Origin of the sequence: Mycobacterium sp. (assembly GCF_032159565.1) — a bacterium.
In the GTDB taxonomy this organism is placed as follows: Bacteria; Actinomycetota; Actinomycetes; order Mycobacteriales; family Mycobacteriaceae; genus Mycobacterium.
This window is the reverse complement of sequence record NZ_JAVHWR010000231.1, coordinates 1-12,932: the sequence shown is the minus strand read 5'-3', so window position 1 is coordinate 12,932 and position 12,932 is coordinate 1. Positions and strand designations below refer to the sequence as shown.

The following is a 12,932-nucleotide window of genomic DNA, read 5'->3' as shown; positions in this document are numbered from 1 at the left end:
GAGAACCGGATCACCGTCTCGGTGGTGGTGCCGGGCTGAAAGACCGCCGCCTTGGTGAACGCGCTGACATCATTGGGTCGGGTTGAGAATGCCGGGGATGACGAAGTCGCGAAGCAACGCGCGGCGGTCGGGCCGGGTCTCGTCGGGCCGCGTGCTGAGATGTTCCATCAGCAGCATCTGCGCCACCCGCACCAGCCAGTCGGCGACGGCGTCGGGGTCGAGTTGTTCGCGCAGTTCGCCGCCGGCCTTGGCCGCCTCGACATGCGGTCGCAACACGTCGCGGATCCGGTCGCGGAACGCACCGGACGCCGCGACGGAGACCGTCATGGTCAGGCTTTCGGGGGAGAACAGCACGCTGAGCCAACGGGACTCTTGGACGGCTCCGACCGCGCCGTCCAGCGCGTCGAGCAGGCGGTCACCAAAGGGCCCGTCTCGCAGCATCGCCTGTTCGGCGCTGTCGATGACTCCGGCTGTCTCGCGCAGAAGTACGAAAGCCAAGACGTCGTCGCGCGTGCCGAAGTAGCGATACACCGTGGTGCGGTGCACCGAGGCCTCCTTGGCGATGTCATCGACAGTGGTGCGACTGACGCCGCGCCGCTCGTAGCAGACCTCGGCCGCGTCCAGCAGGCGCCGTCGTGCCTCGTCATCGTCGACCGGTGGCCGGTCACCCCAGGTTGCCGGGCGAGAGGCCTGCCCGGGGACGCGAAGTCGGCGCGGTGTCACGGTCTTCTCCGTCCCGGTGGGGCCACCCTGAGGACAACCTAGCGAACGCCTTGCGGCATACGACGTCATTCGGCGGCCGAACGCGGGCCGGCGGCGCCTAGACCGCGGCGGCCGGCCCGCTCCGCGACGGCGTGAACATCACGCGCAGCGCATTGGGCCCACGCAGCGTGGTGCCGACCTGGCTTGTGATGGAGGAAGTTTCGGCGTACCGAGGATCGAGCGCGAGGTCGGGTAACCGCTCGATCAGGGCCCGCAGCGCGGCGACAAGTTCGGTGTTGGCCAGCCAGTTCCCGATGCAGCTGTGGCGGCCCTGCCCGAACGAGACAGTCGGCATCACATTGCGGGTGATGTCGAAGTCGTCGGGCCGCGGGTACACAGCCGGATCGCGGTTGGCGGCGTTGATCGAGAAGATCATCGGGGTCAGAGCGGGGATGTCGATCCCCTGCCACATCGCGGCCTCGGGGCAGGCGCGCGGCAGCATCCCGACCGCAGGCTCCCATCGCAGGCCTTCCCAAACCGCGGACTGCAGGTAGCGGTCCGGGTCGGACCGCAGCAGGTCCAATTGGTCGGGATGATTGAGCAAGGCCGACAAGATGTTGCCCAACGCCAGCGTGGTCGTGTCGGCGCCGAGCGGGAACAGCATCCGCAGGAACGTGAGTATCTCTTCGTCCGAGAGGTTCTCGCCGTCCTCAGTGGTTTCGGTGACCAGCATGGAGATCATGTCGTCGCCCGGTTCCCGGCGGCGAGCGGCCAGTAGCGGTGCGACGTAGGCGGTGAATTCGGCGGCACACGTAACCGCCGTCGGCGGGTCGAAGGGGTACTGGATCATCGCCTGTGCCCAGCGGTGAATGTTGGCTTCGTCGTCGACCGGGAAGCCCAGCAGGCGGCTGATGATCAGCAGTGAGTAGCGGTGCGTGAATTCGACGACCAGATCGGCGGTGCCGCGGGCGGCGAACTGGTCGATCAGCTCGTTGATGACCGGTTCGATCACCGGCTCCAGGTAGTCCTGGACCCGGGTGCGCCGCAGCGGCGCTGACACCACGCTGCGGCTGGCGCGATGCTCGGCGCCCGACATGCTCAGCACGGTCCTGCCGAACACCGGTTCTGTGGTCATCGCATACACCGGTGCGGCGGGAAATGTCGCTTCGTCGCGGAAGGCCGCTCGTACCAGCTCGTCGGTCAACAACAAGACCGCCCTTACCCCGGCGAACGGAACGATCGCGTACGGCCTGCGCTCGCGGAGCCGGGCGAGCGCGGCGTGGAGGTCCGGTTGGTCGTCGAACGCGAAGTCGATTCCCTCGACGTCGAGGGATCCCAGGGTCTGCATACAGCCGCACCCTAGACGCTGTGCAACACTCGACGCAATATGTCGCACGTTGCGGCGCGTCCGTGTGGGGGGCGATTCCGTCGCCCCGCGACCGTCCTCAGGAGGCGAGATGGCTGACAGCAGATCCGACCGGACAATGACGGCACGGCCATGGTGAGGCGTCCGCCGCACGAGGACGCCTACAGCGCCCGCCTGGCCGGGGTGGCGCGGTTCGCCGTCACGCACAAGCGCATCGTCATCGGCACCTGGCTGGGTCTGGCCGTCGTTCTCGCGATGTTGTTTCCGCAATTGGAGACCGTGGTCAAACAGCAGTCGCTGGACCCGATTCCGCGCGACGTGGCGTCGTTTCAGACGCTGGACCGGATGGGCAAGGCGTTCGGCGAGGAGGGGTCGACGACGACGGTGGTCGTCGCGATGGAGGATCCAGAAGGGCTGACCTCGTCAGCGCGGGTGCGCTATGCCGCAATGGTTTCCGCGTTGCGCGCCGACTCGGAGAACGTGCCACTGGTCCAGGATCTGCTCGCCGATCCGGTCACTGCCGGCCAGGCGATGAGCGCCGATGGAAAGGCCTGGTATCTGCCGGTCGGCATTGCCGGGACGCTGGGTGGGCCGCGGGCCGCCGAATCCGTCGCGTCGGTCCGCGACATCGCCACCGACGCGTTCGACGGCACGTCGACGGTCGCCCGTGTCACGGGTCCGGCAGCGACCATGAGCGATCAGATCGTCGCGGCGGAAAGGGATCTGCTGTTCATCTCGCTGGCGACCGCCGGTCTGATCGCGGCGATCCTGCTGCTGGTCTACCGCTCGGTGTTCACCGCGCTGCTGCCGTTACTCGTCATCGGCGTGAGCCTGGGCGTCGGCCGAGGAGTCCTGTCGGCGCTGGGCGAACTGGGCATGCCGGTCTCGCAGTTCACCATCGCGTTCATGACCGTGATCCTGTTGGGCGCAGGCACCGACTACTCGGTGTTCCTGATCAGCCGGTACCACGAGCAACGACGGCAGGGCGTGGCTGTGGTTCAGGCGGTGATCAACGCGACGGCGACGATCGGGCGCGTCATCCTGGCTTCGGCGGCGACCGTTGCCCTTGCGTTCCTCGCCATGGCGTTCGCGACGCTGACCATCTTCGCCACCTCGGGCCCCGCATGCGCCGTGGCGGTGCTGGTCGGCTGCGTCGCGACGGTGACGCTGCTGCCGCCGGTGCTGGTGCTGGCGGCCAACCGCGGCATCGGCGAACCCCGGAAGGACCGGACGCGTGCCTACTGGAACCGGATCGCGGTGACGGTCGCCCGCAAGCCAGTGCCGCTGCTGGTGATCAGTCTCGTCCTGCTCCTGGCACTGGGCGGCGTGGCGCTCACGCTGCACATGAGCTATGACGACCGCAAGGGGCAACCATCCACCACTGCCAGCAACGAGGGTTATCGCTTGTTGGACAGGCACTTTCCCAAGGACGTCATCATCTCCGAGTTCCTGGTCGTGGAGTCGCCGAGGGACCTGCGTACCGGCAGGGGACTCGCCGATCTCGACGAAATGGCGTCCCGGGTCTCCCAGATACCCGGGGTCGATCGCATCGTCGGCGTCACCCGGCCGACCGGGAAGCGGCTGGATCAGGCACAGCTGTCGTGGCAGAACGGACAGATCAGCGACAAGCTCGCGGACGCCGTCGCCGACGGCGATGCCCGCAAAGGTGATCTGGCGAGGCTGACGGACGGCGCCGATCAGCTGGCCGACGGCCTCACCCAGCTCGACACCAGCGTGCGGTCCGCGCTGCGGCCGTTGACCGGTCTGCTTGATCAGGCAGAGCAGGCCGGCCAGACGATTCAGCGCTACCGGCCGGCACTGCAGCAGCTGAATGCCATGGGGCCCAACGTCGACCGCATCGTCAAGGATGGACTGCAGGTACGCCCACTCGCTGACCGGGCGGCAGGCGCGATCGCCGCCATCGAACCGCTGGCGGCCACGCTCGGCGCCTCTCCCCTCTGCGCGGCGACACCGGAGTGCGGGGCGCTGCGCGACCACGTTCAGACGCTGGTGGCACTGCGCCAAGAGGGTTTCTTCGATCAGATCGCCGGTCTGGGCGATGAAGTGACCGCGCAGACCGCGAATTCCTCAGTGTCCGCGACGATCACGAAGTTGCAGGGCGCCGCGGACACCCTCGAGCGGAGCATGGCTGTCGTCGGCGGTCCGGGCGCCGACCTGCCCGCGCAGATCGCACGCCTGCAGGGCGGCATCGGACAACTCGCGTCGGGCGCGCGGGCGCTGGCCGTCGGCGTGCACACCCTGGTCGACAGCAACATCGAAATGCTGGGCGGGATGAGCCAGATTGCGGCACAACTGCAGGACTCCGCGCGCGGCACAGCAGGATCGGATGCGGCGACGGGCTTCTTTATGCCGGCCGGCGCGTTGCAGGATCGACAGTTCGCCGAGGTTGCCCGACAATTCATCTCGCCGGACGGACGGACCGCGCGGTTTGTCATCGAATCCGGATCCGATCCCTACACCGCCGAGGCCATGACGCTCGGGCAGCGCATCACCGACGTCGCCGCGGCGGCGACACCCAACACGTCGCTGGCCGACGCCGGCGTATCCATGGCGGGATTCCCGGCCATCAACTCCGACATCCAACGGTTGATGGTGCGCGACTTTCTGCAACTGGCCATCGCAACCATCGTCATCGTGGCCCTGATCCTGGTCGCGCTGCTACGGGCGGTGCTGGCACCGGTCTATCTGCTGGCCACCGTCGTGCTCAATTACGCGGCCGCACTTGGCATGGGCGTATTGGTCTTTCAGTACGGACTGGGCCACGACATCGCCTGGCCCGTCCCGCTGCTGTCGTTCATCATCCTCGTGGCCGTGGGCGCCGACTACAACATGCTGCTCATCTCGCGCCTTCGCGAGGAATCGGCCAACAACATCCGCGTGGGCGTGATGCGCACGGTCGCCAGTACCGGCTCGGTCATCACATCGGCAGGATTGATCTTCGCGGCAAGCATGTTCGGGCTGATGGTGGGGTCTATCGGAATCATGATCCAGATGGGCTTCATCATCGGCTGCGGTCTGCTGCTCGACACGTTCGTCGTGCGGACGCTGACCGTGCCAGCCATCGCGACGCTGCTGGGAGAGGCTAGCTGGTGGCCGACGCACCGCGTGTAGGTCGCCCGGCGGGTCACTTCAGAGGTCGTGGTCGATCACCTATGTGAACAGTTCATTTATCGTGCCCCGGTCGGACTCGAACCGACACTGCGTTCCCGTGGGTCCCGGCCTGTCATGGGGATCGCGACAACGGGTCGAAACGGGCGAAAACCCACGTCAAGCCACATGCGCAATCTGTTCCATCGGTCAGGACATATGAGTAACGTGACCTAGATCACAGTCTAATCGGGGCTGACTTTCTTCTCAGCGGACGAGAGGTACTGATCATGACGACCACCGAGCACGCCGAACAGCCCGCCGCGACAGCAAAACCGGGGTTGATCTACCCCGGAATGGGGCTGCTGTTCGTGGTCCTCATCTGTTGTTTCACCGCGTGGGGCGTCGCCGCCGACCTCACCACGCCGATGGTGGCGGGCTTCAAGCAGATCTTTGAAATGAACACCTTCCAGGCTTCGCTGGTTCAGTTGGCCTACTTCGGCGCGTACTTCCTGCTGGCGATCCCGGCCGCGCTCATCAACGAGCGATTCGGATACAAAGCGGGCCTTCTGTGCGGCGTGCTGCTCGCGGCCGCAGGCGCGATCGCGTTCTATCCGGCCAGCAAGATCATGACCTACGAGGCGTTTCTCATTGCTCTATTCGCGATCGCCGCCGGGTGCTCGATTCTCGAGACATCGGCCAACCCGTACGTGCTTTCCCTCGGGCCGGAGGAAACAGCGACCCGACGCCTCAACTTCGCGCAGGCCTTCAATCCTGTCGGCACCAACATCGGCGTGCTGCTGGCAGCCACGCTCATCCTGCCGAAGTTGGACGAACCGGTGAACATGGCCAACCTGACACCGGCTCAGGAACAGACGATTCGCGCCGGACAGCTTGGTGCGGTGATGGGCCCCTACCTCGGCCTCGGCTTTGTCCTCATCGCCATCGGGCTGGTGATCGCTATCAAGAAGTCTCCGACGATCGTCGAGGAGTACGAGTCGGGAGATCTGGAGGGGAAGCGACCGCTGAAGATCCTCTTGTCGAACAAGCGCTACGTGTACGGCGTCGTCGCGCAGTTCTTCAACGTCGCGGCGCAGGTCTGTACGTGGACGTACCTGATCCAGTACTCGCAACAGGCGCTCAATGGGTCTTTGCAGCTGGGTGGGTATCTCCTGCAGGTCAGTCTGATCGTGTTCCTCATCTCCCGATTCATCATGACGTGGGTAATCGGGCGGGTCCGCGCCACGAAGGTCCTGCTCGTCCTCGGCGTACTCGCGGTCGTGCTGTGTGTCTTCGCGATGCTCTCGCCTAATGTCGCAGGCGTAGCCGCCGTCGTTGCGTTGTCCTTCTGCCTGTCCTTGATGTTCCCGACGATCTACGGTGTTGCTCTTCAAGGTCTGGGTCCCGCAACCAAATTCGGCGCGGCGGGATTGGTGATGGCGATCGTCGGCGGAGCCATCATGCCGCTGATCCAAGGGCGCCTACTCGACGCGACCAGTCCCGCGATCTCGTTCATCGTGCCCGCTATCTGCTTCGCAGTAGTCACCAGTTTCGCCGTCTTCGACCTGAAGGCGACACCCCACACGGTTGGAGAACGGACAGCATGAGGCGTTATTGGATCATCGCGCTGATCGTCGTTCTCGCGTCATGTGGTGGCAGCGGCCAGAAGGCCAACTTCTCCGAGCCCACCAAGCGCCTCGAAGTGGTCTCTTGGTGGGTGTCGCCTTCCGAACATCCAGCCTTCGAGGTGCTGCTCAATGCGTTCAAGGCGGGGAACCCTGACGTGGAGGTGATCGACGGCAGCATCGCCGGCGGTGGTGGCAGCAATGTTCAGGTGGCGCTTTCGGCGCGCCTGCAGGCCGGCGATCCGCCCGACGTGTGGCAGACGTTCCTAGGCAGTTCACTGCGTGCGTGGGTTGACGCCAAGCGCATCGCCGACGTGTCCGGAGTCTACGAAAGCTCGGGTTTGGATAGCACCATGCCGCAGGCACTGCTCGATGCGGCGACTTATCGCGTGAAGGCCTGGGGCGTACCGACCGGATCCCACCGCGGAAATGTGTTGTGGTTCAACCAACGAATGCTGCGAGACGCCGGCGTGGCGCTGCCCGGCCCCGGCTACACGACAGAGAAGTTTGAAGGTGATCTCGCGAGGGTGGCGGCGGGCGGCAAGACCCCGTTGTGCCTCGGCGGCAAGGACAGGTTCACCGCGACCGAACTGTTCGAGAACACCATGCTGGGGGTGACCGGCACCGATGGATGGGCCAAGATCCGCGACGACTCCTTCGACTGGAAGGGATCCCAGCTCCGGCAGGCGCTTTCGCAGTTCGCGAAGATCGTCTCTTACGCAGATCCGAATGCAGGTGGTCTGACGTGGGACCAGGCGGCCAAGAAATTGGCCACCGGCCAGTGCGCCTTCCTGTCGATGAACGATTCCGTGTATGGCGAACTCGTCGCGAACAGGGCCGTCGAGGGTAAGGACTTCGGCTACGTGCCCTATCCCGGAACCACGGGCGCCTACCTGGCGATCGTCGACACGTTCGTGGTGTCGTCGGATGCCGAGGACGGTGTGAACGCGATGAAGTTCATGGCGACCATCGCCGACCCGAAAACGTCGTTGGAGTTCAACAAGGTGAAGGGCTCGGTGCCCATTCGCAATGACGTCGACGTGTCGTCGCTGCCCGCTTACCAGCGACAGGCGTCGGAATCCCTGTGGAAGGACAGGATTTTACTGTCGATCACCCACGGCGAGCTGATGTCGACGGACTTCCAGCACGGGTTCTACGATGCCGTCGCCGCCTTCGTGCAGAGCAAGAACACAGACGCATTCATCGACACGCTGCAGAACTCGATCGAGGTGCCCATTGCCCGACGATGACCGTCAAGAGACCGACAGCCCACTGTTCCTGGTGGTCACCATCAAGCCCCGGCTTGACCGCCTCGCCGAGGCCGAGGCTGCGCTCCAATCGATGCGGCGGAACAGCCTTGAAGAGCCCGGTTGCATATTCATGCATTTCCTGCAGCCGCAAGATGATTCGAACACGTGGGTAATGCTTGAGATGTTCGGTTCACGTGCCGCGTGGGATGAGCACATGTGTCAGTCCTACAACACCGAGGGCAACAAGATCCTTGAAGACCTGTTGCGCGAACCCTCCGACCTCCGGCTGCTCAGCGAGAAGTGAGCACGGATTGTTTGGAGAGTGCAACATGACCCAACTCAATGAGGGCACGCTCACCACGGTCCCGTCAAACGTCGCGACGCCGACCTATGACCGAACCCACCTCAAACGCGGTATCGCCCATTTCGGCGTCGGCAACTTCCATCGGGCACATCAAGCCTTCTACGTTGACCGCTGTCTTGCGCTACCCGGACAGCAGGATTGGGGCATTGTCGGCATCGGCCTTTCGGGCGGCGAACGGGGCCGCGAGAAGGCCGATCAGTTCCGTTCTCAGGATTGCCTGTATTCGCTCACCGTCGCGCCGGCCAAGGGTGACACGAGTGTGCGCATCATCGGCGCTCAGCTCGATTACCTGCTCGCGCCCGACCAGGCGGAAGGGTGCTGGAGTTGTTGACAGACCCGGCCCTTCGCATCGTGACGCTGACCATTACCGAGGGCGGTTGTCACGTCGACGCAGGCTCGGGTGCGTTCGCGACGGGATGTGGGGGTTCGCTGCACCGCTGGTCCCATCCTGCGTGTACACGGCAACGGGGCCACCAGGTTGGCAAGGCCACACTGCCGCCGTTGTCCCCCGGGCCGGGTTGGCCGGTCCGATAGCCACGGCTGCCGGGACGCCGGAAGCAAACGTGGCTACAGTAACCTTCTTCATTTGAGGACCACCTATGCTGGTAAGTCGCTCCGATGAACGTGATGCAGCGGCCTACTAGTGGAAGAGAAGATAGGTCTGGTCACCGTAGGGATGGAACTGGACCTGCGGCGAATCCGTCTTGATCTGGACGTTGCCGGGCGACTGACAGACGGTCCCCGAGTTGCTTGCGCTGCACGACTGTTGATCCGCTGCGAAAGCGGCCGGTGCGGCGGCTATCGTCGCGGCGGCAGCACCTGCCGCCAGTAGTGGTGCGATGTACTTCATCTTGATTGCCATGCTGATAACTCCTCGCGTGCATTCGTTGGATAGTGTGTAGTTCGCCGTACATGTCCAGCGTGCGTCCACGGCACTGTGAGCCCACTGAGGTGTGCTGAAAGATTCCTCAGGAAGAGGACGACCAATCAGTACGCCGCCGATTACTCAGGCTGACAATGGCTTTGGTGTCTCGAGTCAACTTGAGCGAGAGTCTGTCCATACCTAACCGAGCGGTTGATGCCACAGTCCGGACCTAGAGCTCGGCGCCCGCGTCGCAGCTCATCGATGAAACTAGTGGGGCCACAGCCACATTGGAGCGGTCAGCGTACCGCCGAGCCAGCCAAGCACATACCATTAGTTGCATCTGGTGGAAGAGCATCAACGGCACTACCATCAACCCTACGGCGGCCGCGGGCAACAGTACGCTGGCCAAGGGCAACCCGCTGGCTAGCGATTTCTTCGAGCCACAGAAGACGATCGCGATCTGATCCTCGGTCGAGAAGCCAAGGCGGCGTGCCGTCCACATGGTCGATCCGATCACGGTTCCCAGGATTGCGGCGTTGGTAAGGAACAGCAACAACAGCGAAGGAATGGTGAGCCGACCCCAAATCCCGGCCACCACACCTTCGCTGAATGCCGCGTAGACCACCAGCAGAATCGATCCGCGGTCAACGTAACCAAGCACCTGCTTATGCCGGGCAATGAAGCCGCCGATCCATTTCCGTAACAGCTGCCCTGCGACGAACGGCACCAGCAACTGCAGCACGATGTCGCGGACCGCCACCAGTGACACCCCACCTCCGGTCTGAGTGACGAGGAACACCGTCACCAGCGCGGGTGTCAGGACGATGCCGATCAGGTTGGAGAACGACGCGCTGCACATGGCCGCCGCGACATTTCCTTTCGCGATGGACGTAAACGCAATCGACGATTGCACCGTCGACGGGAGGCAGCACAAGAACATCACCCCCGCCCACAGGTCCGGTGTCAACACGTCGGGAACTAGCGCGCGAGAAAGCAGGCCCAGCAACGGAAAGACCAGGAAGGTGAAGGCCAGTATCACGCCATGCAGCCGCCAATGCCGCAATCCGGCCAACGCATCACGGGTTGACAATCGGGCGCCGTAGAGGAAGAACAAGACGGCGATCGCGATGGTCGTGGCGTGCGTCAAGTCGACTGCGACGATGCCCCGCGCGGGCATCAGCGATGCGATCCCGACGGTGACGAGCAGCAGCAGGATGTAGGGATCTACGCGGACCCTAGACATCAACCGGCGACGCGCAGTTCATCGGGCCGGTCCAGCCGGTGTCGCGGGTGATGTCGAGAAATATTCTTCTCCAGCAAGGTAATCGAGGTCGCCACGCCCACGTCGCCGGACTTGACCTCGCCAAGGCGCCCATCGTTAGCGCGCAGCTCGACCAACGCGTGGGCCATTGCGGTGTGCGCGGCGAACAGACACGGCGTCGAGTAGATTGCCACGTTGATGCCCAGCTCTTCGAGCTCGGTCAATGACAAACGGGGTGACAAGCCACCCGCAATCTGGTTGAACAGCAGGGGCTTGCCGCCGACGACGCCGCGCACCTTGCGTATCCATTCCACGCTTCTGACACCGTCGACCAGCAGTACGTCGGCATCGGTGGCCGCCAGTATCTCGGCCCGGCGCAGGATCTCGCGCTCTTCGGTTGCGTCAGTACGGGCCGCGACCAAGAGCTCGGTCCTGGTCTGGAGCACCATGTTCAGCTTCTCCAGATACTGCTCGATCGGCAGGATCTGCTTGCCGCTGACGTGGCCACAGCGGCGTGGCCGCTGCTGGTCCTCCAGGATCACCCCTGAGGCGCCGATGCGCTCCAGATTCTCCACGACGTGGCAGGCCACTTCCGGATCGACGTAACCGTCGTCGATGTCGACCAGAAGGTGCTGCTGCGGGAAGGCAAGCCGTAACCGCTGCACGAAGCTGACCATGTCCGGCCATGCGATGAACCCGATGTCGGGCAACCCGTAGTAAGAAGCGGCGAAACCGAAGCCCGACACGAACATCCCGCCATAGTGTTGGGCTGCCAATGAGGCCGAGTACATGTCGAATATCCCGATCAGCGGTGTCGCACCCTCGGTGTGTACCTCGGTGCGAAGCGCGTTTCCGTAACCCATGTCGTGTCCCTTCAGATATCGGCGAAGACCTCCTACGTCCAGGTCTGCGCGTGCTTGAATTGCTACCGACACTGTGCGTGCGTCTTGTTGAAAGCTCGCCAAGACAGCCTGAGTTGGCTCTCAGGCGTCGCGTTGTGGAGCAGAACCGGTGGCGTCGGTGTCAGGGGAGAGCCGGTAACTCCACCCACACCTTGGCGCCAGGGTGGTTGTCATCGATCCGTACCCGTCCCCCGTGCGCCGTGACGATGTCGGCGACGATTGCCAGGCCCAAACCGGTGCCGCCGGCGTCTCGGGCCCGACCCTCGTCGAGGCGGACGAACCGCTCGAATACGCGTTCTCTGTCTGCCAGAGGAATGCCCGGTCCATCGTCGGCGATGATCAGCGTTGCGATTCCACCTGCGCTTGCGGAGGCGCGGTTGCCCGCGGGCGGGGAGTCGCGGAACAGTCTGACCGTGACGGTCTGGTGTGCGTGTCGGACGGCGTTGCCGATGAGGTTGCGTATCACCCTGTGAAGGGCGACGGGGTCGCCGAGCACACGCACTGGGGAGATGCCGGTGGTGTCGAGGTGTGGCGCGCCCCCCTCGCGGGCCTCTCGCACGGTCTCCCACACCAGATCGTCGAGGTCGATGGGGCGGCGGTGAAGGCGGGGGTCTGCATCCAGGCGTGCCAGTTGCAGCAGATCGTCTACCAGAGACGCGAGGCGCGAGACCTGTTGCAAGGACAGCTGTCTCGAACCGGTGACCTTCGGGTCCCCTTCTCTTTGGGGCGCGTGACGGAGGTCGATCTCCAGCCGGGCGCGCAGTGTCGCCAACGGAGTGCGCAGTTCGTGGGCGGCGTCGGCGACGAACCGGCGCTGGCGATCCGCGGCGATCGCGATCCGCTCCAACAGATCGTTGAAGGTCTGGGCCAGACGTCCCAGTTCATCGTCTGATGCGGGGACGTCGAGACGTTGCTGCAAATCCGTCCCCGGGATGGCGGCCGCTTGGCGACGGATTACGTCGACAGGCCGCAGTGCCCTGCCGACCAGCAACCAACCGACCAGTGCGAGCAACGCAACCATCGCCGGCACGCCGAAGATCAAGGCGCCTCCCAGCTCGTTGGTGCTGTCCGCCAGGGGCGTCATCGGCGAGCCCACGTACACGGTGACGGGACCACCGGGAGAGGTCACCGCGAGCGCGGCCACCCGGTACGGTCCATCCAATGCCGAAGAAGTGACCGTGTCGAGCGTCGGGACGCCGTTCGCGGGCGAGATGAAGAACAACCGTGGTTCGCCGTCGATGTCTCCCGAACTGCTGATCACATTGCCGACCGCGTCGACCACCTGAAGTACAGTTGACTCTCCCGCGGAGCGGGCCACTCGCGGCTTGACCTCACCCTTGGCCACGTCAGCGGCCACCTCATTGATCTGCTGCGTCAGGTTCGCGTCCAGATTGGCCGCCTGCACGCTGTCCACCCGCCACACCAGTAGCGTTGCGGCGGCGGCCATCCCGATCGCGATGACGATCGTGGCGGCGGCGGTCAGCCGGGC

11 protein-coding genes are annotated in these 12,932 nt (G+C 64.4%); 5 read left to right on the top strand and 6 right to left on the bottom strand.

What is annotated here, in order from left to right; translation table 11 throughout:
- Positions 1-69: 69 nt before the first annotated feature.
- Both QOC76_RS31030 and QOC76_RS31025 read right to left on the bottom strand, forming a co-directional pair.
- Positions 70-723 (bottom strand): TetR/AcrR family transcriptional regulator, encoded by a 654-nt coding sequence (locus QOC76_RS31030; RefSeq protein ID WP_526363834.1) that lies wholly within the window; start codon positions 721-723, stop codon positions 70-72.
- A gap of 97 nt (positions 724-820) precedes the next feature.
- A complete protein-coding gene (locus tag QOC76_RS31025) occupies positions 821-2,050 on the bottom strand; it encodes a cytochrome P450 (RefSeq protein ID WP_526363832.1) in 1,230 nt (409 codons plus the stop codon).
- A gap of 150 nt (positions 2,051-2,200) precedes the next feature.
- On the opposite strand from QOC76_RS31025, the gene QOC76_RS31020 reads away from it, so the two are divergent.
- From QOC76_RS31020 to QOC76_RS31000, 5 genes are all read left to right on the top strand, one after another.
- On the top strand, positions 2,201-5,200 hold the full coding sequence (locus QOC76_RS31020) for an MMPL/RND family transporter (RefSeq protein WP_526363830.1): 3,000 nt from the start codon (positions 2,201-2,203) through the stop codon (positions 5,198-5,200).
- Between the two features lie 266 nt (positions 5,201-5,466).
- Positions 5,467-6,783, top strand: coding sequence for an L-fucose:H+ symporter permease (fucP, locus tag QOC76_RS31015; protein ID WP_526363828.1), 1,317 nt, complete (start codon positions 5,467-5,469; stop codon positions 6,781-6,783).
- Positions 6,780-8,051, top strand: coding sequence for an ABC transporter substrate-binding protein (locus tag QOC76_RS31010; protein ID WP_526363826.1), 1,272 nt, complete (start codon positions 6,780-6,782; stop codon positions 8,049-8,051). The genes fucP and QOC76_RS31010 overlap by 4 nt, the downstream gene beginning before the upstream one ends.
- Complete coding sequence (locus QOC76_RS31005; protein ID WP_526363824.1) at positions 8,038-8,355, top strand: putative quinol monooxygenase; 318 nt, start codon at positions 8,038-8,040, stop codon at positions 8,353-8,355. The genes QOC76_RS31010 and QOC76_RS31005 overlap by 14 nt, the downstream gene beginning before the upstream one ends.
- A gap of 25 nt (positions 8,356-8,380) precedes the next feature.
- A complete protein-coding gene (locus tag QOC76_RS31000) occupies positions 8,381-8,746 on the top strand; it encodes a mannitol dehydrogenase family protein (protein ID WP_526363822.1) in 366 nt (121 codons plus the stop codon).
- Between the two features lie 309 nt (positions 8,747-9,055).
- Here QOC76_RS31000 and QOC76_RS30995 read toward each other — a convergent pair whose 3' ends face one another.
- The 4 genes from QOC76_RS30995 to QOC76_RS30980 form a co-directional block, all read right to left on the bottom strand.
- Positions 9,056-9,277 (bottom strand): hypothetical protein, encoded by a 222-nt coding sequence (locus tag QOC76_RS30995; RefSeq protein ID WP_526363820.1) that lies wholly within the window; start codon positions 9,275-9,277, stop codon positions 9,056-9,058.
- 232 nt (positions 9,278-9,509) lie between these two features.
- The gene (locus QOC76_RS30990; protein WP_526363818.1) at positions 9,510-10,523 is read right to left on the bottom strand and encodes a bile acid:sodium symporter family protein; all 1,014 of its coding nucleotides are present in this window, start codon (positions 10,521-10,523) and stop codon (positions 9,510-9,512) included.
- Positions 10,523-11,404, bottom strand: coding sequence for an isocitrate lyase/PEP mutase family protein (locus QOC76_RS30985; RefSeq protein WP_526363816.1), 882 nt, complete (start codon positions 11,402-11,404; stop codon positions 10,523-10,525). Before QOC76_RS30985 ends, QOC76_RS30990 begins: the two co-directional genes overlap by 1 nt.
- 160 nt (positions 11,405-11,564) lie before the next feature.
- Positions 11,565-12,932: sensor histidine kinase (locus QOC76_RS30980; RefSeq protein ID WP_526363814.1), on the bottom strand; the 1,368-nt coding region annotated here is incomplete at its 5' end.